This window comes from Brevibacillus invocatus (genome assembly GCF_003710915.1).
GTDB classification, from domain to species: Bacteria; Bacillota; Bacilli; order Brevibacillales; family Brevibacillaceae; genus Brevibacillus; species Brevibacillus invocatus.
On the sequence record NZ_RHHR01000005.1, the window covers coordinates 1 to 26802 of the forward strand.

Consider the following 26802-nt stretch of genomic DNA (forward strand, 5'->3'; position numbering starts at 1 on the left):
TTGAATACAGAAGATTATGGTTATTTTTAATGATGTGAAAAGATTTATGCAACGCTAGTGAACGGAAATATATTGTGAAGAAGGCGAGCTGGTTCAAGTGGGAGAGCGGTTGTTGACGATAGACGACCAGCATTCAACTCCAGAAAATATTCGCCCAAGCACGCAGTCGGATGAAGGTCAAAAGAAAGAGTCCGCTCATACAATCCATACCTCGTACCGTGCGCTTGCCACTCCTTATGTACGTCAACTGGCACGTGAGAAGAATGTTGATCTGGATCAAATACAGGGGACTGGACCGGCGGGCCGCGTAACAGAATCAGATGTGAAGGCTTTTGTGAATCAAGAACAAGGCGCGACCAAAGCAGTCAAAAGTACGAACTACCCAGATTTATCTTCGTCCCTACCTGAGATTTCGGAAAAAATTTCAACCAAAAGGGAAGAACGTATTGCGCTGAAAGGAATGAGGAAAAAAATTGCGGAACAAATGATGAAATCCGTCACGAATATTCCGCATGTCACCTCCTATGATGAGGTGGAAATGGACGAGATCCGAAATGCACGCAACCGGATGAAAGCGTATGCAGACAAACGTGGTGTAAAACTCACATTTCTACCGTTTTTTATAAAAGCCCTGGTCATTACACTCAAAGAATTTCCTATCTTTAATGCATCCCTAGATGATGCTAAACAGGAAATCGTCTTAAAGTACGATTATCATATCGGCATCGCAACGGATACGCCGGAAGGCCTGATCGTGCCTGTCATCAAACATGCAGATCGTAAAAGTCTATTCCAATTGGCAGAGGAGATCGGTCATCTGGCAGAAATGGCGCGTGATGGAAAGCTGAAATTGGACCAAATCACAGGAGGAACGTTTACGTTAAGCAATGTAGGTCCCATAGGCAGCCTGCATGCTACGCCGATCATTAACCACCCGGAAGTGGCCATTATTAGTTTGCATAAAATGGAGAAACGTTGGGTTGTAAGAGAAGATCAGGGAGTCATTCGCTGGATGATGAATATGTCCCTTTCTTTTGACCATCGTTTGATCGATGGGGTGACTGCTGTCAAATTCATGAATCGAATCAAGGAATTGTTGGAAGATCCCCATGTATTGTTTGCAGAAATGATGTAGTGGATAGGAGTTGAACGCCATGGTAGTAGGAGAGATTGCTGTTGAAACAGACGTGGTCATTATCGGTGGGGGACCAGGAGGCTATGCTGCTGCGATCAGGCTTGGTCAATTGGGAAAATCGGTTGTGCTGATAGAAAAAGAAGAAATGGGTGGCGTATGTCTCAATCGAGGGTGTATTCCATCCAAGGCGCTTATCCATGCTGCAGGACAATATCACCAGTTGTCCCAATTGTCTAGTTTGGGAATCCATCTACCAGAAGGTAACGCCTTTTTTTCAATGCCGGACTGGAAGTTTTGGAAATCGGATGTTGTCAAAACATTACAAAAAGGGGTCACACAACTGTGCGAAGCAAACGGAGTGACGATCGTCAAAGGGAACGCTATATTTTTGTCCTCTGATCGGATCGGCGTGGAGACGGATGGAGATTTTGAACGTTTTACATTTCAGCATGCGATCATCGCTACTGGTTCGCGTCCATACATTCCGTCACCTCTACATACGGATGGAGCAGTCATACTCGACTCAACCAATGTGTTGCAATTAGATAGGGTTCCGGAATCATTGGCGATCATTGGCGGCGGTTACATCGGAATGGAGATTGGTATGGCATTTGCCAAGCTGGGCACTGAGGTGACTATCATCGAAGCGGCTGAGCGAATCCTGTCACAGGTTTCTGCTCATCTGACCCAAGACGTCGTCAAACACGCCAAAAAATTGGGGATGCGAATAAAAACATCCTCAAAAGTGGAAGCAATCACTGTTGAAAACGGATTTGCACGAGTGATGATTTGCTCAGAAAAGGGGGACAAAGAAATTATTGTTCACGAAAAAGCACTCATCACGATAGGACGTATACCCAATACAAATGAGATCGGACTGAAGCAAGCAGGCATTGACCTAGATGAACGGGGATACATTCCAGTGGATCAAACGGGAAGAACAAATCAGCGTCATATTTTTGCCATTGGAGACACGACCACAGGTCCTGCGTTGGCGCATCGAGCAGCAAAGCAAGGTGTTGTTGCAGCAGAAAGCATCGCAGGACTACCTAGCAGCTTTGATACGCCGTACGTCCCATACGTCATTTTTACTGAACCTCAAATTGCAGGTGTAGGTTTGACAAAGGAGCAGGCAGTTGAGCGTGGATACCAGGTAAAATCTGCTTCCTTTCCGTATCGTGGAAACGGCAGGGCGATCACAACTGGAGCAGGCAATGGTTTCGCTGAAGTGATTGTTGATGCTAGGACGCATATGCTGCTAGGTATGCATATTGTCGGAGAAGACGCCTCCAATCTTATTGGAGAAGGTGTACTGGCACTAGAAATGGCTGCACGAGTAGAAGATCTCGCATGGACTATTCATGCGCACCCGACCCTCAGTGAAATGTGGCAAGAAGCAGCTGAAGGAGTCCTCGGTCACGCCATTCATATGCTAAACAAAAATGACTAGATAAAAATAATAGGATGTTCTAAACAGCCGTTATGGTGAAGAAAGCCCCTTTCTCAATCCTACTATCACTGCATAGTGGGAAAGCAGCAGAAGTATTGGTAAAATAAGAAGAGCGTTCGTAGACTCTTAAGATAGGAGCCACAGAAATGTACAGCAATATGGAAGAATGCCTTCTCGACTTGGAGAAAAATGGACATTTGGTTCGAATAAAAGAAGAAGTAGATCCGTATCTGGAGATGGCGGCGATCCATTTAAAAGTATATGAAACGAATGGTCCTGCCCTGTTGTTTGAAAACGTAAAGGGCTCTAAATTTCGCGCAGTATCCAACCTGTTCGGTACGATGGAACGCAGCAAATTCATATTCCGTCAAACCTGGCAAGCTGCCGAAAATATTATTGCGTTGCGCAATGATCCGATGAAAGCATTGCGCAGCCCGCTGAAGCAGGTTGGGAACGGAATGGCTGCATTAAAAGCACTTCCTGCAAAAAAATCAACGGGCTTGCCAGTAACGGCGCAAGAAATTAAAATCACCGACCTGCCACTGATCCAAAGCTGGCCGATGGATGGCGGTGCTTTTGTCACTTTGCCACAGGTGTATTCAGAGGACCCGGAAAAACCGGGAATCATGAATTCCAATCTGGGCATGTACCGTATACAGCTGACTGGCAACGAGTATGAAATGAATAAGGAAGTTGGCTTGCACTATCAGATTCATCGCGGCATCGGCGTGCATCAGGAAAAAGCAAACCGTATGGGCGTTCCGCTCAAGGTGAGCTGCTTTATCGGAGGACCACCTGCGCATACATTGTCTGCCGTCATGCCACTGCCAGAGGGAATGAGTGAGCTGACTTTTGCCGGTTTGCTTGGTGGTCGTCGTTTTCAGCACAGCTATATCGATGGTTATTGCATCAGCAACGATGCGGATTTTGTCATTACAGGAGAAATTCATCCGGGAGAAACCAAACCGGAAGGACCGTTTGGCGATCATTTGGGCTACTACAGCTTGATTCATCCGTTTCCTGTCATGAAGGTTCATAAAGTGTACGCGAAACCAAATGCCATCTGGCCCTTTACGGTTGTGGGCAGACCGCCTCAGGAGGATACTTCTTTTGGAGCGCTGATCCATGAGCTGACAGGCGATGCAGTCAGACAGGAAATTCCGGGTGTAAAAGAAGTACATGCAGTCGATGCAGCAGGTGTACATCCATTGCTTTTTGCGATTGGAAGCGAGCGCTATACACCGTATCAGCCAGTCAAGCAGCCTACAGAAATTCTCACGATCGCCAATCGAATTCTCGGAACCGGACAGCTGAGTTTGGCGAAGTTTTTGTTCATTACAGCAGAAGATCAACAGCCGATCACTACGCATGATGAAGAAGCTTTTCTGCGCTATATATTGGAGCGAATCGATCTGAGACGAGATATCCATTTTTACACCAATACGACCATCGATACGCTGGATTATTCGGGAACAGGTTTAAATAGCGGAAGCAAGGTTGTCTTTGCTGCCTATGGAGATAAAAAACGGGAATTGTGCACAGAAGTACCGGAAGCTTTGAAGGAAATCCGTAGCTATGGAAATGCACGGCTCGTCATGCCAGGTGTAGTTGCATTGCAGGCTCCTTCTTTTACAGATTACAAGGTGGAGCAGCAGGAATTGCAGCAGCTGTGCGATGCTCTTCGGGAAAAAGGGGAGCTCGCTGATTGTCCGATGATCATTCTGTGCGATGACAGTACATTTATGAGTGCGAATCTCAAAAACTTTCTATGGGCTACTTTTACCAGAAGCAATCCTTCCCATGATATTTACGGAGTCAATAGCTACTACGAATTCAAGCATTGGGCTTGTGATACTGTCATCATCGATGCTCGGATCAAGCCGCATCATGCACCACCCCTCATTCCAGATCCGACTGTGGAGAAGAACATCGAGCGCTTCTTTGTTAAAGGAGCCGTACTCGGTGGATGGATGTAAAACGAAACAAGCTAGCTGCACGAGACAGCTAGCTTGTTTTTTTCCTAAACATCCACACCGTAACGCTGAAGAGCTTTTACGGAGGTTTCATACATCCTTTGCTGAAGCTGCTCTCCTTGAACCACTTGAATACGTCTCCCGAGAAAATCGTATCCGCTCCCTCCTGTACATCGACAAAAGCTTCATAGACATGCAGGATGCGAGTCATTGGGGTAGCCATGAAGGTGTTCAATCTGAAATGGTACCAAAGCAAATACCATTCACGTTTAACCATTGAATATTCAAGTTTATACGGGAAACCCGACTGATCCAGGTAGGTTTTTCCGTTTTTATTGGTATAGGTGATAGAAATTCCTTGTCGTCTCAGCAGGAGATCGCGAAAGCTGCGCAGGAGGGGATGATAGATTTGCTTTTCCAAGCTTTTGGCTTTTTCTGCAAATGCTCCCGACAAGTCAAAAACCTTATCCGATTCTAAAATCTTGTTCAGCTTCTCCCGTGTTTGCGTCGTAAAAGCGTGGGCGGCGGCCGGATGAGCCAGCATGGTTTTTCACCAGGTGCGTTCGTGAGAGGTTATCGCGATCGTACCGGACTCATGTCCTTTTTTTCGCTGAACTGCCGTTCGTTTATCTTAGGCACCCTATTAGGAACATTTTTACATCTACGAAGCTGAGAATCATTGTGAGAAACCTATAAGTAAATTTCATTACACTTATAAATTTTATTTATTCTGAATATTTTTACTTGCCTGTTATTATACTTCAAAATAAAATAGAACTACTCTCTACTTATTATTATCCACTTATTCCCCACATCACTCTTTTTTACCGTCTTTGCACCCATCAGCTGTACCACTTCTAGTAGCTTTAAGTCACCATCGCCATCAAGCTTAACATATATAACCCATGTTTTGGTGGTTTATATAAATCCATCCTATCTTGAAGAGGAGGAGTACATTTTCATTATGAATGTAAACGTACAAGGAGAGCGCTGGTTTCCATCAGAAAAGGTTTTTTCAGAGGATATGCCTGATTTATGGGGCAATTGGTATTGCGACTCAGAAGTTGGTACCCTGCGTTCCGTCCTGATGAGAAGACCAGGCAGAGAAATTGAGATTGTCAATGAAAGCAACTACGCTGACTTTCGCTGGAAAGCCCCGATGAATCCAGAGAGGGCACGTGCACAGCAGGACGCCTTGGCAGATATCTATCGGGAGCATGGCATCGAAGTACATTATGTGGAAAATATGCGAGAAGACAAGCCCAATGCCTTGTACTTGAGGGATTTGGTTGTTACAACACCCGAAGGCGCCATTGTTTGCAGACCTGCCATTGAGGCTAGGCGCGGTGAGGAACGATATGTAGCAGAACAATTGGCAAAACTAGGAGTTCCCATTATCAAAACGATTAACGGGGACGGCTTCTTCGATGGGGCCTGCGCGATGTGGGTCGACCGTCACACCGTGATTATCGGGACTGGCGCTCGCGCCAACGAAGCAGGGGCCGCACAGGTGGAAGCTGAGCTGAGAAACATTGGAGTTACCGATATCATTCGCTTTCCGATCCCGTATGGACACGCCCATATCGACGGCTTGTTGAACATCGCAGATAGACGAACCGTGGTGTTATTCCCTTGGCAAGTTCCTTACGATGTCGTGAAACCTTTGCTGGACCGAGATTTTACGGTGATTGAGGCTACCGACATAGCCGAGGTGAAGGAAACGTTTTGCACCAATTTTGTGGCATTGGAACCGGGAAAAGTCGTCATGCCAGCGGGCAATCCCGAGACAAAAGCAAAGATGGAGCGAGCAGGTATCACCGTGATCGAGACACCCATGGACGAAATTATCAAAGGATGGGGCTCTATTCACTGCATGACAGCTTTTCTACGCCGCGATCCGCTAGACAAGTCCTAGGTTGTTCCATTTTATTTCTAAAGGGGGAAATCAGATGAAAAAAATGGCGTTTTTATGGTTGGCCATACTGTTGGTGTTCGTAACCGGATGTTCGCAGGAAGTAGGAGGCGGTGGGGCAACAGGACCGTCTACGATACAAAAAATTGTGGATCGAAACAAACTGATAATTGGTACTTCTCCGGGCTATTTCCCATTTGAAATGAAGGATAAACAAGGTGTGAATGTCGGTTATGACATTGATTTGGGCAAAGCCATTGGCGAGGCACTGAAGGTTGAAGTGGAATTCAAAGAATTTGAGTTTGGTGGACTAATTCCTGCCCTGCAAACAGGGGATATCGACATGGTTATTTCTGGCATGACCATCCGTGGTGATCGTGCGCTGGCTGTGAGCTTTTCCGATCCGTACTACTCCGCTGGCCAGATCATCATGGTACCAAAATCCGATTCGGCCACAAAGACATGGAAGGATTTGGATAAACCGGACAAAAAGATTGCGTTAGCTCAAGGGACTACAGGTGCGCTTCTCGCCAAGCAATTGTTCCAAAATGCGCAAATGATGGATTTTGACGGATTTGCCAATGCTGCTCTGGCTGTCAAACAAAACCAAGCAGATGCAGTTATTTTTGATGAACCAGGCATCGCGGTCTATGAAATCATGAATGGCGATTCGGTCAGAGGTATTTATGACACCTTGTCCAGCGAAAACCTCGGCATTGCACTTCCATTGAACGACCATGCGACCATTCAGTGGATGAATTCGTTCCTGGCTTCTTACCGAAATGGACCAGCTGATCAGGCAGCTATCCAAAAATGGTTCAAATCCAACGAATGGATTAATAACGTTCAACAAGATAATTATTAACCGCCAAGATGTGTGAATGAGTGCGGACTTTAGGAGGTTTGATCTAAATGGGCACTTCATGGCGTGTTATTTCGGAGCATTGGAATGTTTTGTTGGATGGCTTGATCGTCACGCTGCAAATATCAGCGTGCGCTTTACTCGTGAGCATTCCGATTGGGATCATTTTGGGCCTTTGCCGCATCTCCCGCAATCGCATTGTTTCATTCATCGCGGTCTGCTATGTGGAATTTGTCCGAGGAGTTCCTCTTCTCGTCCTGTTGTTCTGGATCTATTTTGTCCTGGGCAAATTTCTCAAGATGGGGCCTTTCTTATCAGGGGTTGTCGGGTTGGGGCTGTTCTCTGCAGCTTTTATCGCCGAAATCGTCCGTGCAGGTATTCAGGCTGTTCCACGCGGTCAAATGGAGGCGGCACGCTCGTCCGGGATGAGCTATATCCAGGCCATGCGCTTTATCATCCTGCCGCAAGCCTTCCGAAAGGTAGTCCCTCCGATGGCTTCCCAGTTTATTACCTTGATCAAGGATTCATCCTTGGTTTCGGTCATCTCGGTGGTGGATTTGACGCTGATCGCTAAAAATGTCGTGGCGACTTCATTCCGTGCATTGGAAGTATGGACGTTCGTCGCGATCATGTACTTCGTCGTCACGTTTTTCCTTTCTCAACTGATCAATCTAATCGAACGTCGCTATCGGGTATCCGAGTAACGGGACCGCGCTATCATGTGAAAAGGAGGCCCGACTGTGATCCAAATCAAACAAGTCAATAAGAGCTTTGGACCTATTCAAGTGTTGAAAGACATTAACCTAGAGGTTCCAGAATCGCATATTTACGCCTTGATTGGACCAAGCGGGGCTGGAAAAAGCACCCTAATCCGCAGTATCAATGCTTTGGAGACGATCCAGGCAGGAGAAATCGTGGTGGACGGCACATCCGTGCACGCCAGTAAGACCGATATCAACAAGGTGCGTACCGATATCGGCTTTGTCTTTCAATCTTTCAATTTGTATCCGCATTTGACTGCTGTCGAAAACGTTTCGATTGCCCCCATCCAAGTGAAAAAAATACAAAAGGAACAAGCAGAAGAGAAGGCGAAAAGCCTGTTGACCTCACTCGGACTGGGAGACAAATTCGCTTCGTATCCGGGGCAGCTTTCCGGTGGTCAGCAGCAGCGTGTGGCCATTGCACGCGCCTTGGCCATGGACCCCAAGGTGATGCTCTTCGACGAGCCGACCTCTGCGCTCGACCCGGAGATGATCAAGGAAGTGCTCGATTCTATACGGAAACTGGCTTCTACCGGGATGACGATGGTCGTGGTGACGCATGAGATGGGGTTTGCCCGCGAAATCTGCAATCAAATCGTCTTTATGGCGGATGGAAAGATTGTGGAAGTAGCACCGCCTGAACAATTTTTTACCAATCCCGAAACCGAACGGGCAAAAGACTTTCTTTCCAAAGTGTTGAATCATTAAGCTGTAAACTTGTGAAAAGTGGAGGGCATTGCTGTGAAAGCGGATTTTATCATTGCCCATGCCTTTGTTTTGACGATGGAAGGCAAGGGAGTAGGCATGGTACAGAACGGTGCGATCGCAGTAAAGGGGAATATGATTCTGGCTGTAGGACCGTCTGCTGATATACTCTCTGCTTATCAGGCAGACCGATTGATCGATGGAACCGGAAAGCTGGTCATGCCAGGACTCATAGACGCTCATATTCACACAGGGCTCTCCATCTTCAGAGGAATGGCGCAGGACATGTCCCATTGGATGCAAAAAGGGTTATGGCCGTTCATCAAAAATACTGATAAAAAGGATGCCCTGACAGGCTCACTGGTGACGATCATTGAAGGGATCAAGGCAGGGACGACCACTTTCTGCGATTACGATCACAATATGAATGACATCGTTTCGCATTATGTGAAGACGGGAGTGCGAGCAAGAGTAGCCGAAACGATCAATGAATTGCCGGACGATATCGGGACTTTGCCTGTGGGAGACTTGTACCCATTTGACACTGCTTTGGGAAATCAAAGGCTGCAGGAAAGCATCCGGCTGTTTGAGACATGGCACGAGCAAGGTGACGGAAGAATTACCTGCCTATTTGGACCTCAAGGGGCAGACATGATGGGAACTGAACTGTTGCTAGAGGTAAAAGCGCTGGCAGAGAAATACGACACGCGTATTCATATGCACGTTGCCCAAGGCGACAGGGAAATCGATCAAATGGTGAAGCGATACGGCAAGCGTACGATTCCGTTTCTGGATGAGTTGGGTTATCTGGATTCCAGACTGATGGCCGTCCATTTGACTGAAGCTACCAAAGACGAGACATACCTTGTCGCGAAACGCGGTGCCTCGATGATTTACTGTGCAGGCAGCATCGGAATTATTGATGGATTAGTTCCACCCATCATGGATTTCCTCGAAGCAGGAGGTCAGGCCGCTCTTGGTTCGGATCAAGCACCTGGGAACAACTGCAACAACATGTTCAATGAAATGAAATTTGCCGCCATCCTCAATAAAGTGAAGCGCTCCGATCCAAAAGCGTTTCCTGCTTGGTTGTCCCTGAGGCTGGCCACGATTGAATCAGCCATAGCCATCGGACTGGATCATGAGATTGGCAGCCTGAAAAAAGGGAAAAAGGCAGACATTCTGATCGTGAATCTGGAAAGCCCCACATTGTGCCCTGTGTTCACGGATCCGATCCGAAACATCGTTCCCAACCTCGTTTATTCCGCGAGAGGTCATGAAGTGGAGACGGTGATCATTGATGGTCAGTTCATCATGGAGGAAAATCAGCTAGTCACGGTGAATGAGAAAGAAGCAATCCGTGAAGCACAACAGGCAGCAGAACGGATCAGCCGTCGCTCCGGGCAAGACATCATGGCTGCTCACAGCGACGTTTACCAAATGATGAAGGACGGGTACCTATGACAACGATATTTACCAACGGAAGGTTTTACACGTTTGATCCCGCTCAGCCTACAGCAGAATCCGTCGTCGTCCAGGATGGGAAAATCGTCGACCTTGGAGACCAGCGGGACATGCTGCAGCAATGGGGTGGACCAGAGGCGATCGTAAGAGATCTGGAAGGGAAAATGGTCACACCCGGTTTGATTGACAGTCACCTGCATCTTTCTTCGATTGCCATGACCTTTAAGAATCTCGACTTGACACCTATCACTTCTAAGCATCAGCTTTTACAAGCGATTAAAACACGCGCTGACCAAACGGCTGCAAATGAATGGGTGCAGGGCAGGGGCTGGGATGAGAATCGATTCACGGATGGAAGCTTGCCTACGATCGAGGAGCTAGACGAAGTGTCTCCACATTGTCCTGTTTTTTTGCCTAGAGTATGTGGCCATGTCACGCTGGTGAACAGCAAGGCTTTGGAAATCGCTGGCTATTCAGAAGAGATGGTGATTCCATCGGGAGGTACCGTCGTTCTTGATCCTGTAACCAAAAAACCGACAGGGCTTCTGCTGGAAACGGCGGCCGATATTGTGGAAAAGCATATTCCGCAGCCGACTTACCAACAACTGAAGGACTTGCTGAGACAAGCCATCCAATATGCGATGAAATGCGGGCTTACCAGTGTCCATACAGAGGATTTGCGTGGGCTTGGTGGATTGGATCAGACCTGGCAGTTGTACGATGAGCTCCTGAACGAGGAAAAACTTGGTTTGCGCTGTAATCTTCTCATTTATTATCCTCATGTACAGCGATTGGTGGAGCGTGGAATGCACGCAGGATACGGAAATGAAACCTTGCAAATCGGAGCTGTGAAGATCTTTGCCGACGGAAGCTTTGGTGGACGAACCGCATACTTATCCGCTCCTTATACGGATGATCCAGAAAATTACGGCAGCAAGATTCACGATTCGAAAACCCTTTACGAGCTTTTCAAGGAAGCTCGTGATGCCCAGATGCCGATAGCTGTGCACACCATTGGAGATGAAGCGCTGGCGATGGTATTGGATACATTGGATCAATTCGAACCGGTCGAATACCGTGATCGCATGATTCATACCTCCTTGCTCCGTCCAGATTTGTTGGAGCGACTGAAAAAACCGAACATTGTCGCTGATATACAGCCTCGCTTTGTCGTAGGTGATTTCCCTTGGGTTGCGGATCGCATCGGCGAAGAACGGGCATCCCAAACCTACATTTGGAAAAGCATGCTAGAAGCAGGAATTATGTGTGCAGGTGGTTCTGATGCTCCTATCGAACCACTGGAACCCCTCTTGGGGATTCATGCTACCGTCACCAGACGTGCACCAAAAGACGCTCACGACGGCTATAATTCCGAGCAAAATCTATCCGTGGAAGAGGCGATTCGCCTGTTTACTTATGGAGGCGCGCTGGCAACCAATGAGGAAGCAGTCAAGGGAACCATCAGCAGAGGAAAGTATGCGGATATGACAGTATATTCGAAAAATCTATTAGAAATTGAGGTAGATGAAATCTTGACCACTGAGATTGAAATGACCATCATTGGTGGAGAGATTTGCTATCAGCGTGAGAAGAATCCCAGTACGGTATGACGTAAAATAATAGACACGTGTACTTCCGATCCGCCAGCTAATCTCGTCTTCTCAGAGATAGCATGGCGGATTGTTTGATTCATGAAGCTGATCAGGGCATCCATATTCGTAAAAGGTCAACACTCTTTTTCGTAGAACATTAAGGGATAGAATCTCGATTTAGACATTCGTGAAAGACTTACGACGAGGGGGTATGTGCATGAAATCCCTAAATCAATGGAAAAGGGATCAATTGAAGCTTTTACGAGAGGTAGAAGGTTTACTGTCTCTCATTCCCCAACCTATCTTAGTCGTCGATCAAAGATGCTGGAAAGTATAATCTCGATGGGCATCAAACAAAGTCGGTTGACGTATATGTCTCCACCTTCAATGCTTCGAAAATAATGCACATGAATGAACCAAAATACAGCCGCCAGCCTCCGTTGACTGGTGGCTTTTTTTCCTTTTGCAATCAGACAGCCAGTATAATAAACCCCAAAATCACTTGTTGCGAAGAATCGAGATTTATAAAAATCGGCCGATCTTTTACAGCCTGGGTGACTTTGTTTTCCAAACCGAAGCCGTAACCAGCCAGCCAGCCGATTTCTACCAGCATTACGGTCTGAGTCACAATCATAATGTCGCAGATGCACTGGAGGCGATGAGCGCGAACTATACGCGGGGTCTATGCGTACATCGCGAGGTTTGGGAAGCGGTCATCCCGTTGTGGAAAATGCAGGATGGGGAACTATTGGAAATCGAGCTGCATCCGATCGAACTGGGGTATGAACTGCCTGTTCACCGCATGGGATGGCCAAGAAAAAGTACATCTCCGCACATCATGGAGAGTCTGAAAGCTTTGAGTGAACCATTTGGAACCCATATTGAGATCGACGAAGAGGGTGTCGGCAGGGTAAGGCTTCAAGCCAAGTAGTCTCCGGCGGAGCCTCAATGCCGGTAGAATTGCTGCATCAATTCGATGAAAAGTTTGGGGTTCAGGTCATGGAGGGTTATGGCCTATCTGAAGCGGCTCCTGCCACAGCCTTCAATCCAATTCGGGGAATCCGAAAGCCGGGCTCTGTGGGAGTTGACATTCCGGGTGTAACCAACAGGGTGGTCGATCCGGAAGGGAATGAATTGCCGCGTGGAGAAGTCGGCGAACTCATTGTACAGGGACCAAATGTGATGATGGGGTATCTCGGTCTTCCCGAGGATACGAGAGCGGCATTGAAAAATGGATGGCTCTATTCTGGTGATCTGGCCCGTATGGACGAGGAAGTCTATGTCTATATCGTCGATCGGAAGAAGGATATGATCTTGGTAGATGGCTACAATGTGTATCCTCGCGAAGTGGAGGAGGTGCTGTATCAGCATCCTGCCATTATGGAAGCCGCCGTGATTGGGGTTCCTGACGAGATCCATGGCGAATCTGTCAAAGCGTTTATTGCCTTTAAAGAAGTGGCGGTATCGGAGGAAGAGATCGTCGATTTTTGCCGCGATAAACTGGTGAAGTACAGTACCGCGCCAGATCGAAATCGTGGCAGAGTTGCCCAAGAATAGTACAGGGAAAATTCTGAGACGATCTTTGAGGAGATAAAAACGGGGGCAGTGAAGACGATTCACTGCCCTGATTCGACCAAAGTATAAAATCTTTTGCCATTCCTTATAGTAACCGATGAAAGGAGTGGTAAAAGAATGGATGCAGTAGCGCAAATGGAAGCAAAAACGGGCAAGACCCGGCAAAACAGTACAAGTGCAAGGAACGTAGCCCAACATCTCGTACAGCAGCTGACTCTCTGGGGAGTGGAGCGCATTTACGGTGTAATTGGAGATGGCAATCTATTCTTGCTCGACGAATTGGGAAAACAGAACAGGATCACATATATCGCATGCCGCCACGAGACAAACGCTGCCATCATGGCGTCTGCAGATGCCAAGCTGACCGGAAAGCTTGCGGTCTGTACCTGCACAAGCGGCCCTGGTCTGGCATCGATCATGAATGGTTTGGCGGATGCATGGGCGGATCGCGTTCCATTATTGCTGATCAGCGGTCATGTAGAAAGCACAGCTATTGGTTTGGGTGGTGTGCAGGATATCAATCAGCAGCTTTTGATTCAGCCTCTTGCAGAATTCAGTTCATTGGTTGCCGATAGTCATGTATTTCCGAAGCTGCTGAATAAAGCAGGGAAAACAGCACTGCATAAGGGCGGTGTTGCTCATCTTTCCGTGCCAAAGGAGATTTGGCAGCTACCTGTCACAGGCAGCTTCTTTCCTTTGCCCATCAAAACAACTCCTGCGACTCCCAGTCCGGAACAACTCATAAAGGCAGCTCAGCTGATCGACAAAGCAAAACGACCGATACTTTTAGCAGGCCGCGGCATCGAATCTGCACAAAGCTACGCCCTACAATTTGCAGAGAAAATTCAGGCGCCGCTGATGGTAACCATGCCTGCAAAAAGCTTTGTACCTAATGATCATCCGCTGTTTATAGGCGGTCTTGGTCATGCAGGGACAGAGATTTCTCGGGAGCTTTTGGCGAAGGCAGATCTATGCATTGTCCTCGGCGCAACCTGGTGGCCATCGGATTATGTGCCAAAGACGGTGCAAACCGTTCAAATCGATGCTGCCGTAGAAAATATTGGTGAAAGCCATCCAGTAGCTGCACCTGTCGTCGGTGATCTCTTAACAGTTATTTCTCAGCTAACTTCTCATGTGCGGCAAAAGAAAAACGAGCAGTATGTCGCAGAAATTTCAAAGAAAAAATTAGCGTGGAACAATAGAATAGAAGAAGAGTCCAAGCTTGTATCTCCGACTGATTCCATTTCACCCGCATACGCTTTCTCGGTTTTGCAAAAGTGTATCGACGATGATGCCGTCATCACGCTTGATGTAGGTGACCATACTGTTTGGTTTGAACGGATCTTTCAATTGAAACGCCAGAAGCTGATCATCTCTGGAACGTGGAGGACGCTTGGATTTGGTTTACCAGCAGGAATTGCTTGCCAGCTGGCTATGCCTGACCGTCAGGTGGTCAGCGTGGCTGGAGATGGTGGAGTAGCCTATTCCATTATGGAGCTGATCACCGCGGTTACGCATAAACTTCCTCTTACATTGTTCATTATGAATAATCAGTCCTACGCGATGGAAAAAAACAGAATGATAGTGGAAGGCTTAGATACGCTTGGTTCCCAAATTCCCAATCCGGATTATGCTGCTCTGGCGAAAGCATGCCGGGTGGAATCCATTCGGGTAAGCAAGTCTGAAGAACTGGAACCAAGCATTCGGCAAGCTTTGTCTTCACGAACGACCTCGGTGGTGGAAATCATGTGCACAGCCCCTGTCTTGCCGCACACCAAAATTCTAAAAGGCATGGATGCAGGAAATCACTAGTCTTTTAGAAGACTAAGATACAAGTCGAGGTAAAGGATCCATCCTGATGAACGGGATGGATCTTTTACCTCTTTTTTCGGAATCACGTCTTTTCGCATGCGTTGGCCTCCTTAATGACTTTCGTTAAAAGAGTAGCATACGAATATGTAGAAAAAATGAAGATGAAGCGATGACTACAACCTACTATTAAATGCCATTTATGATAGAATTTAATGAATATACATAGAATCGTATGATTTTTGACGAAAGGAGATGTTGTATGTATACCTACACTAAGCCGCACTCTTCTCGCGTTGAGAAACATTCAACTCGCGAAACTGAAGGGAGAAATAGCCAGGTTGCCCAGCTGCAAAAACTGCAAGGCGGACGGATACCTTTCATCAATATGGAGACGACCATCGGAATCCGGAAGTGAACCCGGATGAATCAGAGGGCGTAAACGGTGTTTATCTCGGTGGACAAAGAGCGGATGACGCACCCGTGGTAGACACCTTCCGAATGGCCTATAATCGTTTGGACAGCTGGCTGCATTTCTTGGAAAAAACCTATCCAAACGTTATGGCAGAGGTTGAAGACGCAATCGATTTGGAGCGTCGTAAAGAAATTCTCAAAGAGATCAAGATAAAGACAAAAGCGTACAAGACCGAATACCGCAAGCTGGATAATACGGGGTACCTGGATGATCTCAATCATTTTTTCCTGTTCGTCGTGGATATGGAGAGCGAAATCCTGGACATGACAGAAGAAATCGAACGCATTGCACGGCGTCACAAAATTGGTGAAACGGATGACGAGATTCACGAACAAGGCACTGAAATTTGGCGCAAGCGGTGGCACACTGCCATCCAAGAGATCAATACGGTGATAGAAGCACTCTGGCCATCCACAGAAGCAAAGCTTCACGAGTGGATGGAAAAACAGGCATTTATTCGCAACAAGGATCACACCCTGGAACTCGATTATATCGGTAGTCTGGCAAAAGGCTACAAAGGCCCTCCCAAACAGCATATTCGCTTCGATCCCACAGATTTTGACGTTGACGCCAATCTTTACGCCCCAGCACTCACTGAATACGCGGTGCGAGTAGACGGTCAAACACCCGACAGAGAGCGGAGCTTTGGTAGAAATACATCGATTCGTCCGCTGCATGATTTTTCCGATAAAATCCAAAAAGAACTCGTCAATCGAATTGACGGCATTGAAGAGGATCCGAATGACTTGTTCGATGTCGCGATCTATGCAACATCAACACCTGAACAGCTCGATTACGAGAACAGACTTCAAGAAATGTATGATTTCCGTGCGCTCTCTTCATCTGAAGGGTGAAGGTTTATGAAGAAGGTAAGCATGATTATATGGGTTATACAACCGTGAAAAACTCTCGGATTTAATCATGTTTTGGTAGGAGAATCGGTGTAAATAATTCTTCCCGGATTTGGTACAAGGACGAAATAAGTTCTATACTTCCTTATGTAAAACCTAACAAGTTCTCAAGCGCACTCTGATACTGGGAGCCAAATGATTAATGGGAAACATCTCGTTAATCATTTGGCTCCTTTATGTTTTTTATAGGGCCAAAAAATCGCCCATAAATCATAGAGGAGTGACGAATGTGAAAGAGGTTTTTCGCAATCGCAATTTTCGCAAGCTGTTCTTTTCCAATTTATTTTCTGGATCTGGCCAGGGGATGACCATAATCGGGATTTCCTGGTATTTGGTAGAATCGACTGGCTCGGCTAGCTTGCTAGGCTCTACCATGCTGATTTCTTCTATTCTGACGTTACTTATGGGGCCATATTTGGGTACATGGATTGACCGATTCTCCCGTAAAACGATTCTACAAATGGAACAGCTGGGGGATGTACGGTTATATCCATCCTGGCTGTTTGGGGTTTTTGGGGAATGTATCACGAATGGATGCTGGTTGTTATTTTTTTTTGCGACTACTTGTATGTCCCAGATTCACGAACCAACGTTGACCGCCTTCGTTCAGGAAACATCTGACCAAAAGCACTACAAGACGATCAACTCTTTACTGGAGGTTCAAAACCAAATCGCTTTGGTTTTGGCTGGAGCTTTTGCGGGTATGCTTTTAGACAAATATGGACTGCATCTGGTCATACTATAATACTTTTTACACGAAAATATTGAACAAATGAACGGATATTTGTTCAATACCAGGAGGACAGAGCAAATGAATGAAAATGATTTACGCGTCATCAAAACAAAAAAAGCACTGCATCACGCGCTCCTGGCATTGTTAAAAACAAGTTCACTCGAATCGATATCCGTGTCTACCCTTTGTCGTGAGGCGTCCATCAATAGAGGCACTTTTTACTTGCATTACAAGGACATCGCAACTTTGTTTGACGAACATCTTCAGCATCTTCTCAAGGATTTGGAGGAGTCGTATTACGAGCCATATCGCCATGTCTCCCGTCTGGTTCCGCATCAGCTCGACCCCTCGACCATTCGGATCTTTCATCATGTGAAGAAATATCAGCAGTTCTATGAGGTTGTTTTTGATCGCAAATCGTCGTTATCGTACTACTATTCACTGTTTGAAAAAATAAAAGAGCTGATGGGGCAGAGTACGTCGGTCTATTCATTAGGTGAAAGAGATCTCTCTTTTCTGATTGCTTATCAGGCAAATGCGATCATGGGTCTGCTGATCCAGTGGAGCGAGGATGGATTCACTCGCAGTCCTGAGTTCATGAATGAGCAGCTTTCTTATCTCTTAAAGCCGCAGAGCTGGGAGAGTCAGGACAAAGGGTGAATACGCTCAGATGACTGAAACCAAAAATTCGATTCTCAGCTGGATTTCCAAAATCTCATCGTTTTCCCACAAATCTATTTTATAGTTAATCACGTAAACAACAGTCATTCTGAATGTAAAGGGGAAATCCAGCATGAAAAAATTGGTATCATCCTTCCTGGCCGTTTCACTCCTTCTCGGAGGAGCTAGTGTTGTAGGAGCGGAAGCAACGCAAGATAAATCGGTGAAGCAAGAAGTTCGCAAAGCCAATAAAGAAGCAAAGCAACAAGAAAAATGGAATAAAGCGATTGAAGCAGCGACCAAGCTGGGACTGACTCCAGATGGATTGACCCTGGAGCAGTTAAAGGCGGCTATCGAAGCGAAGCAGGAAGAGAAAAAACAACAGCTGCTGGAGAAGCTTACAGCAAAGGCCTTCTCTGAGACGCTTCGGACGAATACCTCCTTGATACGGCGTAAAATCAAAGATCCGAACCTCTGGCTGGAAACGAAACAGATCGGGCGTGTGACAAAAACCGAAATCGCCATCATGTACATCAAGGGGATCGTGAATGACAAGGTGGTTAAAGAGGTTCGTACTCGTCTGGATCAAATCGACATTGATTTCAAAGGGCTGCTCAGAGCAACTATATTTTTTGTTAGCACCTTTTCCTTGCCGACTGTGGCTCTGTTAATGATTTTTCCCACCTCTGTCAACGACAGACGTATCCAAGTCAGCTTGCTATTTTTATGCTTCGGTGGTAGGTCTTGCCCAAACCTTGCATGTAAAAGACTATCGATATCCGGTGCTCCCCATGGGTGTATTGTTGATTGTGCTATCTCTACTGGTGCATCCGAATATCGTGCATTCCATTGAGTACAACAAGATGACCTGGTTATCGTACGTCTCCACATACGGAGTGATTGTGCCTTTACTCTTGTTGGCTGCTTCCTTGTTACTCAGGAGAGGGAGAGCTATTTCCGAAGGGGAAAAGGGAGTACAGGAGAAATCATGAGTTCATTTCGTGTATGAGAAACTGCTGAAAGAACAACAGCAGCAGATCATGTCCATTATTGGCAATTCAAGATGATAATACATTTCTATGAGACCATTACTCCTGGGAAAATGATAGACAGCTTCCCAAGAGCTTTTTTATGTATACGATTTTTTCTTGAATCCATCACATCTGCAGCAATTCTGTACCCAACGGATTCCATGAGCTAGTCAAACTGGTGATCAGGCTGGCGGGTTCATATGTATTGAAGCCGTAGACAAATCCAGTAACTTGATGAATAATCATAGAACCGAGTACATGAATCTGAATCCTCCTCATGGTGGTTCATCCAGACGGTAGGAAAGTAGGTGATCTTGTTGAATAATAGTCTAGTCTTGCCGGTAGTCGTTGTGAGAGGACATGCAGCATTCGCTCAATCACCCCCATATCAGACCAGAGAAGGACAATAAAATAGGGGGCAGAACACCCCCATAGGGGGAAATCATGGGTAAGAAATTCTTGCTTCATCCGCTTACCATTCGATACATTGTTTTTATGCTTGGATTGGCCGTCATGGGTTATGGGATTGCCATGATGATAGAGGCCAATGTTGGTGTTGCTCCGTGGGATACGCTGCATATCGGATTACAAAAGACATTTGGTTTGACCATCGGTATGTGGTCGCAAATCATGGGTCTGAGTATTATTTTCGCATCATACGCAATTGGCAGAATAAAGCCTACAGTCGGCATGTTTTTAAACATGATTTTCTTTGGGCTGTTCATCGACTTATTCTTGTGGCTAAAAAGGTTTCCCGTTGGTGATACCGTCATCGAGCGCGTCGCCATGTTTGCTGGAGGTCTGCTGATCTATACATTCGGAACGGGAATGTATATCTCGCCACGACTCGGGGCGGGTCCTCGCGACAGCTTTATGTTGGCCTTACATGAACGAATGGGCTGGGGTATCGGAAATGTGAGAATCGGGATCGAATGCACGGTTACGTTGTTCGGCTTTTTTCTCGGAGGACCGGTTTCGTTGGGGACTCTGGTGACGGCTCTGGCGATCGGACCGTTAATCAAGCAGTTCATCCCTTTGTGGGAACGAATAATGGCAAAACCATACGGAAAAGCACAAGGAACCAATCTAGTTGATTAGAATTTTGTATGGCCACCACGCTGACTGCCCCTTTTCAGGCTGGAAAAGGCAGGATGGTTCCGCCTCATGTTTCGTTCTATATGGGAAGTAATGAGTAATTTGGTTTCATTTCAATGAAGAATAGAAAACCGCTTACGGATCACGGATCAACTCGTGTCCTGAGCGGTTTTCTTGTATTTGCCGTTTCGTTTTCCTGATGAATTACACATAAAATATTCTAAATTTTGATCCAACATATTGAAAATCTCGGGAGTATTTGAGATATTTACCCAGTTAAAGCAATTTCCTAGTGATAGAGGTTCGACTAGAAAAATTCGAAATAGCACGAATCGTAAAATAAAGCCGAAAGGAATATCCATGTGAATCTTTTACAGTATTAGCTCGTTGCCTATATTATCGCTTTCATTTTATTACTTTCAATCGGCTACATCTTTTCACAAATCGGAAATGCAAAGTCTTCAAGCGAAAAGGCAATAGCCAGCTACGGGATGAAATTAGCGCAAAGCTACGTCAATGAAATGGATGCCATACCCTATGCAGACTTTTTAAAGGATCCGCAAGAGACGGAATTATACTGGAATCTCAGACAAGAACTGGATCACTACCGAACCCGCATAAGGGCGCTTTACGTCTACTTCGTAAGAATTGATGAAGCTAACCAGCCACTGCTGATGATTGACGGACAGCCAAAAAATTCCGATTCTGCTTCACCGATCAATGAAGTGACCGATATACCAGCCGAGGCAGTGGAACGGTTGTTGAATGGAGAAATGGCTAGCTCTCCCGTGATCGATAATCCTCAATATGGCAAGTATATTTCCACCTACGCGCCAGTCAAAGACGAGACGGGGAAGTTTATCGGAGTATTAGGTATCGATACGGAAGCTACCGCAGTCGATCATATTGCTGATTCTGTTATTGAAGATAGCATCCCGTATTTTATTGGGTTTATTGGGCTGTCGTGCTTGCCACTGTCGTTATTGTATGGTTCATTTCCCGGACGCTTCGACCACTACGGCTTATCGTTTTCAGTGCGGAAGCATAGCATCCGGCAATCTGGCTGAAGCTGGTGTTCTATTGCAAGCGAATCCTGTCCGGTCCTCAGATGAGATCGGTCAAGCCTACCATGCAATGGTGAAAATGTCCAAAAATTTGAATCAAATCATTCATGGCATTGCTTCCAATGTAACGGAAGTCGCCGATCAACTTGTTCGTTCTACAGAGCAATTCACCCAGAAATCGAAGCAATTGCTTCAAATAAACCACAACGCAACGTAGAAGAATCGGTCGAACAAGTGAAAGAAGGAGCAGAAACGCAGTACTTGAGTGCAAAGGAAAGCGCACGCTCCATGGAGGATTTTTCAGTTGCTATTCAGCGAGTCTCAGAAGGGTCCATGAACATTTTCTCGGCGTCTCAACAAGCCCTGGATAAAGCTGAATCCGGAACCGTAACGATTAACGAAATGAAAGATCAGGTTCAGGTCATTGCTTCAGTCACACACGAAACAAACGCATCTGTCTCTGTTTTAAACCGATATTCTCTGCAAATTGGGGAAGTCCTACGTTCTATTTCTCAGATTGCCAACCAGACCAAGCTACTTGCTTTAAACGCCTCAATCGAAGCTGCACGGGCTGGCGAACATGGAAGCGGATTTGCTGTCGTAGCCGGCGAAGTACGAAAGCTAGCAGAAGAATCGACTTCCGCAACCGATCAAATCGCTTCACTGCTCTATAACATTCAACATGAATCAAGCATTATCAGTGAGAAGATGAAAATGTGAGAAGTTGAAGTAAAGCGAGGGATTTCCTTATCGGAACAGACGGAGTCTTATTTTCATCATGTTGTTGATCAGTTTCGTTTTGTTACTCGGCAAATTCAAGAGCTTTCTGCCGCAACAGAACAGATGTCGGCTGGTTCAGAGGAGGTCACAGCCTCTGCGGATACCATTTCCGATATTGCAAAAGCATCCTCGACACGTATGCAAGAAGTTTACCAGATGACCCGTCTACATCTGCAGACAGCACAGCAAATTACGGAACTGTCTGATACCTTAAACGAGTGAGCGAGGACTGGGGAGAGGGTGTGAGAAGCTTCACACCCTTGTATTCGTTTACAGGGGATACATTCACAGCTAGATCTTTCTTGTAGACTAAACAAATATTGCGCTACCTCATCATCGGCTTCTCCATATACTCAAACAAAAACGATGCGCCATTTCGATAAAAACGGGGATCATACAATCCCACTCGCTCCTCGTCATTTACAATGACTACGAAAGGAGACCATTCATATAAGGTTTTGGCTTTGGGATTTTGGGCGAACAACGGCTGCAAATCCGTATCCTCCCGGGATTCCAGGATTGCAACTGGTTTCAATTCTGACCAGACTGATCCGCGCAAAAGCTGGACCTCCTCATCACGCTTGCCCACGACAGTAAATACCCCTGGGATGAAATCGGCTGTAAGCGTAGTTTGTTCAAAGTCTGCTTTGACACTGTTGACCAACACAGCCCCTTGCACCGATTGCGCCATGACATGCACGGCCATCAGCGCCCATACGATGCGGAAAACGCGATGGGATGGAAAGCGTCCTCGTCCCAATCGAGTGATGAGCAATCCGGTTGCCATGAGCAGCCAGAAAACCACATCCACGATCGGTATTGCTCCGAATGTTAACCGAGCAGAGGAAAAAGGCTCGAAATAACCCGTTCCCCAAGCGTTAAAAATGTCGCTCGTATTATGAATCCAAACAGCCAGCATGGCAAATAAGAACCAAAACCAACCTCGAACGCGGAAGAGTACCCTGGCGCTTACAGCGATCAAAGCACCCCAAACCGGTACCATAAGCAACGAGTGTGTAATGCCCCGATGCCACATCTGGTACCTACCAGTTGTGTCCCACCAGGAGGAAATGACATCGATATCCGGTATCTGTGAACCAGCAATGGCAGTAGCCAGTAATGCCCGTTTTTCCTTTTTGGTCATCGTCGATTTATCCACAGCACCGTATAGGGTTAATCCAAAGAGCGTATGTGTAACGGAATCCATATTTCCTCCTCGCTGTATGACAATGTGCACGTGCCAACAATTCTATTGCATTTCAGATTGTACCTAAATAGCGAAGATGCTGTAAGTATTTTCTCATGCTGTGTAATTTCTGTCTAACCCGAATGAGAACAGGATTAGCCATGATTTCTTTACCAAAAATTTTTTAAATTGAGATATACCCAAATAGTATAATTACTTTTATAATAGTGTACACACTAAGTGTTTAAGATTTTTTATACATGTTTTGAATGTAATGGTTTTGCCAAACACGTGAGAGTAGGATGGTGATGCAATGGATGATCCAGGAAACTTCAATCTTGCCCGTACAATCCGTATATCCGATTGACAATCTCCTTATTACTGCCGAAATTTTACATGAAGATCCTTTAATTGTGAGATTTGGAAATGTATTAAGTGATGAAGAATGTCAGGCGCTTATTGATGCAGCTGCACCTCGGATGAAAAGATCGAAATTAGCGAATAAAGAAATCAGTCCAATTCGTACGAGCTCCGGGATTTTTTTTGAAGCAAATGAAAGCCCACTTATCATCGAAATAGAGAAACGCACATCAAGCTTGATGCATGTACCTCTATCGCATGCAGAAGGTCTCCAAGTCTTACACTATGCACCTAGCCAGGAATTTAAAGCCCATTATGATTTTTTCGGACACAACCACCCTTCTAGTCAGAATAATCGAATCAGTACCTTGATCATGTATCTGAATGATGTAGAGGAAGGCGGAGAGACCACATTTCCGAACTTGGAAATTTCCGTTAAGCCAGTAAAAGGTTCTGCTCTATACTTTGAATATTTTTATAACGATCCAAAATTAAATGAACTGACCTTACATTGCGGTTTACCCGTAATCCGTGGTGAAAAATGGGTAGCCAATCAGTGGATGCGCAAACAACAATTTCGTTAGCAAGTTGCTAGGGAAGGGGAGTGTTTTTGCGTGAAGAAGCTGAACCTGGCGAAGTACTCCTTTTACATTTGTAAATGCTTGGCAGACAAAGGTTTTTCAAGTATTTATAAGTGTAAACTCGACCCTGCTGAAAACTTAGGTGCTTAAAAGAGAAGTCGTGTATGATTTTGTGCACAATTTGGCAGAAGTGCATAGAGGTAGAAAACAAAGAGCCTCCCGCTTGTCCAAAATGGACGGGAGGTTCTTCTTTGTTCTGATCAATTCTTGCAAAATTTTCTGTGGCAAATTCTAGATTCGAGCTGCTGCACATTAAGATATATTCAACGTCGAACATGATCCCGATGTGATTAAAGTCGCGGATCATATTGTCGACGTCGGGCCTCACGCCGGCAGCCGCGGCGGTACCATCGTGTATGAAGGAAGCTTCCAAGGCTTGGTGGAGTCAGGTACAATGACAGGCACTCATATGATGCGGCCGCTCCAGCTGAAGCAGGATTGTAGGGAGCCTGCCGGCAAGCTGTCTCTCAAGGATGCTACGCTGCATAATCTGCGGAACGTGAGTGTTGATATCCCAACCGGAGTGTTGACAGTCGTTACCGGTGTTGCCGGCTCAGGGAAGAGTACGCTGATTAACGATGTATTCCTCAGCCAGCATCCGGATGCTATCGTTATCGACCAATCGGCAGTAGGAGTGTCAACTCGCTCGAATCCCGCGACCTACACGGGCATCATGGAGGATGTGCGCAAAGCGTTCGCTTCTGCAAACAAGGTCAACCAAGGCTTGTTCAGCTTCCCGACACAGATCATCCATGCGGAGCACTCGATCACGGGAAGATACTTGAAATGAAGAATCAACACTTTCATCATGTAAGAGATTGGTAATGCCTTAGAATGACATGGAGAGCCAATAAAAATTAAATTTTCGTATGATAGGGCAGGGCTGCAAACTCACCTGGGCTTCGAATTTCCGCTTCAACCTAGTTGAAAAAGATTGTTTCGATATATTGCGGTTTCATTCGAAAATCCGTACACCCGCGTTTTGTGAGCGTATAATCTGAGTCAGCAATGGAATTTTTAAGGATGAAGGGGGCTGCATTTCCACATGATGAAGCATAATTCAATTCTTAATCTTGATACGGATGAACGCATGGACGTTGGAACCTATTTGTTGGAACAAATCAATGACTACCTGACGTACATACGCGGGGTTCGTGTCTCTCCTGAACTCAGCGTGGATGCGGTTGCAGAACACGCGCGTAGATTATCTTTTGAGCATCCCGTCAGCGCTCGCGAGGCGATTAATCATATTCTGGAGGGATTAAAGCAATACCAGGTGCATACGCCACACCCGCGATACTTCGGCCTGTTTAATCCGCGGCCCAACTTCATGGGAATTATGGCGGACACGATTACTGCAGCATTCAATCCGCAGCTTGCAGCCTGGAGCCATGCGCCTATAGCGGTCGAAATGGAGAACTATGTATTGAAAGAAATTGCTTCAAAATTCGGATATTTAGCAGAGGCAGCTGACGGAACTTTTACAACGGGGGGAGCGGAAGCAAATCTGACGGCCGTACTGACCGCACTCGTTCACCGTTTTCCCTCTTATGCCAAAGAGGGGCTGAGGTCGCTCCCCACGCATCCCGTAATGTATGCCTCTGCTGAGAGCCACCATTCCTTGGTAAAAGCAGCGCGTACCTGTGGACTGGGTACGGATTCCCTTCGTATGATTAAGACGGACTCTGAAATGCAACTAGATGTTCATGCGCTTCATCATCAAATTCAAGTGGATCGCGCTGCTGGATACACGCCTTTTCTCATCTTTGCGACGGGTGGAACGACCGGCACCGGAGCGATTGATCCCATTAACGAAATGGCAAATCTGGCTGAACGTGAGCAACTGTGGCTGCATGTGGATGCTGCGTACGGTGGAGCCGCTGTGTTTATTCCAGAACTACGGGACCTACTTCGTGGCATTGAACGAGCTGACGCCATTACCTTCGACGCGCATAAGTGGATGTCTGTCCCGATGGGAGCCGGAATTTATATCACACGGCATAAGCACATCTTACATAAAACCTTCAGCATCACGGCAGATTATATGCCGAAAGAAGGGGCTGATCTGGATGTCATTGATCCGTTCACCCATTCCATTCAATGGTCACGAAGGTTTATCGGTTTGAAAGTATATTTATCACTTGTGACGGTTGGTTGGGAAGGCTATCGCAGCATCTTGCAGCACCAAACAGAGATGGGCAATCGGTTGCGCAGGGAGCTTGCTTGCTCCAACTGGAAGGTTATCAACGATACCGCATTGCCTGTCGTATGCTTTACGGATTCCAATACTCAATCAACATTCAAATCGAATTTCGCATCATTTATTTGTCAAGAGATATTACGGTCAGGGCTGGCATGGATATCCGTATACGAAATAAACAAGGTTCCAGTGCTGCGGGCTTGTATTACGAACTACGATACGACAGAAGAAGATATTATGGTATTAATGCAATTGCTAAATGAAGCAAGAACAAAATATTTGGAAGAGATATCCGAACGGTCTGAGCAGAATCTATAGTTCTTCTGGAAGCACTCCTTTCAAGATTCGAAAATCTATCATTCCATTTTTATCGCGGAAGCCTAGTGTTATGTTGGAACATGATTAGATTTGAATACAAAAGAAGCAGG

Annotated in this window: 22 protein-coding genes and 3 pseudogenes; 23 read left to right on the forward strand and 2 right to left on the reverse strand. The window is 46.2% G+C overall.

The window, feature by feature from the left end; genetic code table 11:
• Nucleotides 1–112: 112 nt before the first annotated feature.
• The 3 genes from EDM52_RS02135 (at nucleotide 113) to EDM52_RS02145 (ending at nucleotide 4561) form a co-directional block, all read left to right on the forward strand.
• Complete coding sequence (locus EDM52_RS02135) at nucleotides 113–1135, forward strand: dihydrolipoamide acetyltransferase family protein (protein ID WP_245996442.1); 1023 nt, start codon at nucleotides 113–115, stop codon at nucleotides 1133–1135.
• Nucleotides 1136–1154: 19 nt separating this feature from the next.
• Nucleotides 1155–2585 (forward strand): dihydrolipoyl dehydrogenase, encoded by a 1431-nt coding sequence (gene lpdA / locus EDM52_RS02140; RefSeq protein ID WP_122907378.1) that lies wholly within the window; start codon nucleotides 1155–1157, stop codon nucleotides 2583–2585.
• Between the two features lie 146 nt (nucleotides 2586–2731).
• A complete protein-coding gene (locus EDM52_RS02145) occupies nucleotides 2732–4561 on the forward strand; it encodes a UbiD family decarboxylase (RefSeq protein ID WP_122907379.1) in 1830 nt (609 codons plus the stop codon).
• Nucleotides 4562–4637: 76 nt separating this feature from the next.
• Here the strand turns inward: EDM52_RS02145 and EDM52_RS02150 are convergent, their stop codons facing one another.
• Complete coding sequence (locus tag EDM52_RS02150) at nucleotides 4638–5102, reverse strand: hypothetical protein (RefSeq protein WP_338068278.1); 465 nt, start codon at nucleotides 5100–5102, stop codon at nucleotides 4638–4640.
• 420 nt (nucleotides 5103–5522) lie between these two features.
• Between EDM52_RS02150 and EDM52_RS02155 the strand changes: the two genes are divergently transcribed.
• From EDM52_RS02155 to EDM52_RS24450, 17 genes and pseudogenes are all read left to right on the forward strand, one after another.
• Nucleotides 5523–6473: a dimethylarginine dimethylaminohydrolase family protein gene (locus EDM52_RS02155; protein WP_245996444.1), complete on the forward strand. Its 951-nt coding sequence runs from the start codon at nucleotides 5523–5525 to the stop codon at nucleotides 6471–6473.
• A gap of 34 nt (nucleotides 6474–6507) precedes the next feature.
• Nucleotides 6508–7335: a transporter substrate-binding domain-containing protein gene (locus EDM52_RS02160; protein ID WP_122907380.1), complete on the forward strand. Its 828-nt coding sequence runs from the start codon at nucleotides 6508–6510 to the stop codon at nucleotides 7333–7335.
• Between the two features lie 47 nt (nucleotides 7336–7382).
• Entirely contained in the window at nucleotides 7383–8036 is a 654-nt protein-coding gene (locus EDM52_RS02165; RefSeq protein WP_122907381.1) for an amino acid ABC transporter permease, read from the forward strand.
• 36 nt (nucleotides 8037–8072) lie between these two features.
• The gene (locus tag EDM52_RS02170) at nucleotides 8073–8801 is read left to right on the forward strand and encodes an amino acid ABC transporter ATP-binding protein (RefSeq protein WP_122907382.1); all 729 of its coding nucleotides are present in this window, start codon (nucleotides 8073–8075) and stop codon (nucleotides 8799–8801) included.
• Between the two features lie 33 nt (nucleotides 8802–8834).
• Nucleotides 8835–10262 (forward strand): amidohydrolase family protein, encoded by a 1428-nt coding sequence (locus EDM52_RS02175; protein WP_122907383.1) that lies wholly within the window; start codon nucleotides 8835–8837, stop codon nucleotides 10260–10262.
• Complete coding sequence (locus EDM52_RS02180) at nucleotides 10259–11872, forward strand: amidohydrolase (RefSeq protein ID WP_122907384.1); 1614 nt, start codon at nucleotides 10259–10261, stop codon at nucleotides 11870–11872. Before EDM52_RS02175 ends, EDM52_RS02180 begins: the two co-directional genes overlap by 4 nt.
• Nucleotides 11873–12317: 445 nt before the next feature.
• A complete protein-coding gene (locus tag EDM52_RS02185) occupies nucleotides 12318–12785 on the forward strand; it encodes a hypothetical protein (RefSeq protein WP_338068279.1) in 468 nt (155 codons plus the stop codon).
• Nucleotides 12785–13448, forward strand: a pseudogene (locus tag EDM52_RS02190) (AMP-binding protein); the annotation flags it as partial. The gene EDM52_RS02185 and the pseudogene EDM52_RS02190, both read left to right, overlap by 1 nt.
• 98 nt (nucleotides 13449–13546) lie before the next feature.
• Nucleotides 13547–15241 carry a thiamine pyrophosphate-binding protein gene (locus EDM52_RS02195; protein ID WP_122907385.1) on the forward strand — a complete coding sequence of 565 codons (1695 nt, stop codon included), beginning with the start codon at nucleotides 13547–13549 and terminating at the stop codon, nucleotides 15239–15241.
• Nucleotides 15242–15652: 411 nt separating this feature from the next.
• Nucleotides 15653–16567, forward strand: a complete 915-nt coding sequence (locus EDM52_RS02200) for a hypothetical protein (protein WP_122907386.1) — start codon at nucleotides 15653–15655, stop codon at nucleotides 16565–16567.
• 286 nt (nucleotides 16568–16853) lie between these two features.
• Entirely contained in the window at nucleotides 16854–17369 is a 516-nt protein-coding gene (locus EDM52_RS02205) for an MFS transporter (protein WP_245996448.1), read from the forward strand.
• 66 nt (nucleotides 17370–17435) lie between these two features.
• On the forward strand, nucleotides 17436–18017 hold the full coding sequence (locus tag EDM52_RS02210) for a TetR-like C-terminal domain-containing protein (protein ID WP_122907388.1): 582 nt from the start codon (nucleotides 17436–17438) through the stop codon (nucleotides 18015–18017).
• Between the two features lie 412 nt (nucleotides 18018–18429).
• Nucleotides 18430–18618: pseudogene (locus tag EDM52_RS25065) on the forward strand (spore germination protein); the annotation flags it as partial.
• Nucleotides 18619–19492: 874 nt separating this feature from the next.
• Nucleotides 19493–20146 (forward strand): YczE/YyaS/YitT family protein, encoded by a 654-nt coding sequence (locus EDM52_RS02220; protein ID WP_122907390.1) that lies wholly within the window; start codon nucleotides 19493–19495, stop codon nucleotides 20144–20146.
• Nucleotides 20147–20634: 488 nt separating this feature from the next.
• Nucleotides 20635–21210, forward strand: coding sequence for a hypothetical protein (locus EDM52_RS02225; protein WP_122907391.1), 576 nt, complete (start codon nucleotides 20635–20637; stop codon nucleotides 21208–21210).
• 13 nt (nucleotides 21211–21223) lie between these two features.
• A complete protein-coding gene (locus tag EDM52_RS02230; protein ID WP_122907392.1) occupies nucleotides 21224–21424 on the forward strand; it encodes a hypothetical protein in 201 nt (66 codons plus the stop codon).
• A 116-nt stretch (nucleotides 21425–21540) separates the two neighbouring features.
• Nucleotides 21541–21927 (forward strand): methyl-accepting chemotaxis protein, encoded by a 387-nt coding sequence (locus tag EDM52_RS24450; RefSeq protein WP_183184772.1) that lies wholly within the window; start codon nucleotides 21541–21543, stop codon nucleotides 21925–21927.
• A gap of 385 nt (nucleotides 21928–22312) precedes the next feature.
• On the opposite strand, the gene EDM52_RS02245 is transcribed toward EDM52_RS24450, so the two are convergent.
• Nucleotides 22313–23194 (reverse strand): metal-dependent hydrolase, encoded by an 882-nt coding sequence (locus EDM52_RS02245; RefSeq protein WP_122907395.1) that lies wholly within the window; start codon nucleotides 23192–23194, stop codon nucleotides 22313–22315.
• A 296-nt stretch (nucleotides 23195–23490) separates the two neighbouring features.
• Between EDM52_RS02245 and EDM52_RS02250 the strand changes: the two genes are divergently transcribed.
• The 3 genes and pseudogenes from EDM52_RS02250 (at nucleotide 23491) to EDM52_RS02260 (ending at nucleotide 26692) form a co-directional block, all read left to right on the forward strand.
• Nucleotides 23491–24117, forward strand: a complete 627-nt coding sequence (locus EDM52_RS02250; protein ID WP_122907408.1) for a 2OG-Fe(II) oxygenase — start codon at nucleotides 23491–23493, stop codon at nucleotides 24115–24117.
• Between the two features lie 325 nt (nucleotides 24118–24442).
• A pseudogene (locus EDM52_RS02255) lies at nucleotides 24443–24910 on the forward strand (excinuclease ABC subunit UvrA); the annotation flags it as partial.
• Between the two features lie 309 nt (nucleotides 24911–25219).
• Entirely contained in the window at nucleotides 25220–26692 is a 1473-nt protein-coding gene (locus EDM52_RS02260; protein WP_122907396.1) for a pyridoxal phosphate-dependent decarboxylase family protein, read from the forward strand.
• The last annotated feature ends 110 nt before the right edge of the window (nucleotides 26693–26802 follow it).

What these genes read in the sequence shown, in the direction of transcription:
- EDM52_RS02165 (WP_122907381.1), top strand. Translation starts at nt 7,383, where the DNA reads ATGGGCACTTCATGGCGTGTTATTTCGGAGCATTGGAATGTTTTGTTG.
- EDM52_RS02150 (WP_338068278.1), bottom strand. Translation starts at nt 5,102, where the DNA reads ATGCTGGCTCATCCGGCCGCCGCCCACGCTTTTACGACGCAAACACGG.
- EDM52_RS02160 (WP_122907380.1), top strand. Translation starts at nt 6,508, where the DNA reads ATGAAAAAAATGGCGTTTTTATGGTTGGCCATACTGTTGGTGTTCGTA.
- EDM52_RS02145 (WP_122907379.1), top strand. Translation starts at nt 2,732, where the DNA reads ATGTACAGCAATATGGAAGAATGCCTTCTCGACTTGGAGAAAAATGGA.
- EDM52_RS02210 (WP_122907388.1), top strand. Translation starts at nt 17,436, where the DNA reads ATGAATGAAAATGATTTACGCGTCATCAAAACAAAAAAAGCACTGCAT.
- EDM52_RS02195 (WP_122907385.1), top strand. Translation starts at nt 13,547, where the DNA reads ATGGATGCAGTAGCGCAAATGGAAGCAAAAACGGGCAAGACCCGGCAA.
- EDM52_RS02155 (WP_245996444.1), top strand. Translation starts at nt 5,523, where the DNA reads ATGAATGTAAACGTACAAGGAGAGCGCTGGTTTCCATCAGAAAAGGTT.
- EDM52_RS02250 (WP_122907408.1), top strand. Translation starts at nt 23,491, where the DNA reads ATGATCCAGGAAACTTCAATCTTGCCCGTACAATCCGTATATCCGATT.
- lpdA (WP_122907378.1), top strand. Translation starts at nt 1,155, where the DNA reads ATGGTAGTAGGAGAGATTGCTGTTGAAACAGACGTGGTCATTATCGGT.
- EDM52_RS02245 (WP_122907395.1), bottom strand. Translation starts at nt 23,194, where the DNA reads ATGGATTCCGTTACACATACGCTCTTTGGATTAACCCTATACGGTGCT.
- EDM52_RS02220 (WP_122907390.1), top strand. Translation starts at nt 19,493, where the DNA reads ATGGGTAAGAAATTCTTGCTTCATCCGCTTACCATTCGATACATTGTT.
- EDM52_RS02260 (WP_122907396.1), top strand. Translation starts at nt 25,220, where the DNA reads ATGATGAAGCATAATTCAATTCTTAATCTTGATACGGATGAACGCATG.
- EDM52_RS02225 (WP_122907391.1), top strand. Translation starts at nt 20,635, where the DNA reads ATGAAATTAGCGCAAAGCTACGTCAATGAAATGGATGCCATACCCTAT.
- EDM52_RS02180 (WP_122907384.1), top strand. Translation starts at nt 10,259, where the DNA reads ATGACAACGATATTTACCAACGGAAGGTTTTACACGTTTGATCCCGCT.
- EDM52_RS24450 (WP_183184772.1), top strand. Translation starts at nt 21,541, where the DNA reads ATGAACATTTTCTCGGCGTCTCAACAAGCCCTGGATAAAGCTGAATCC.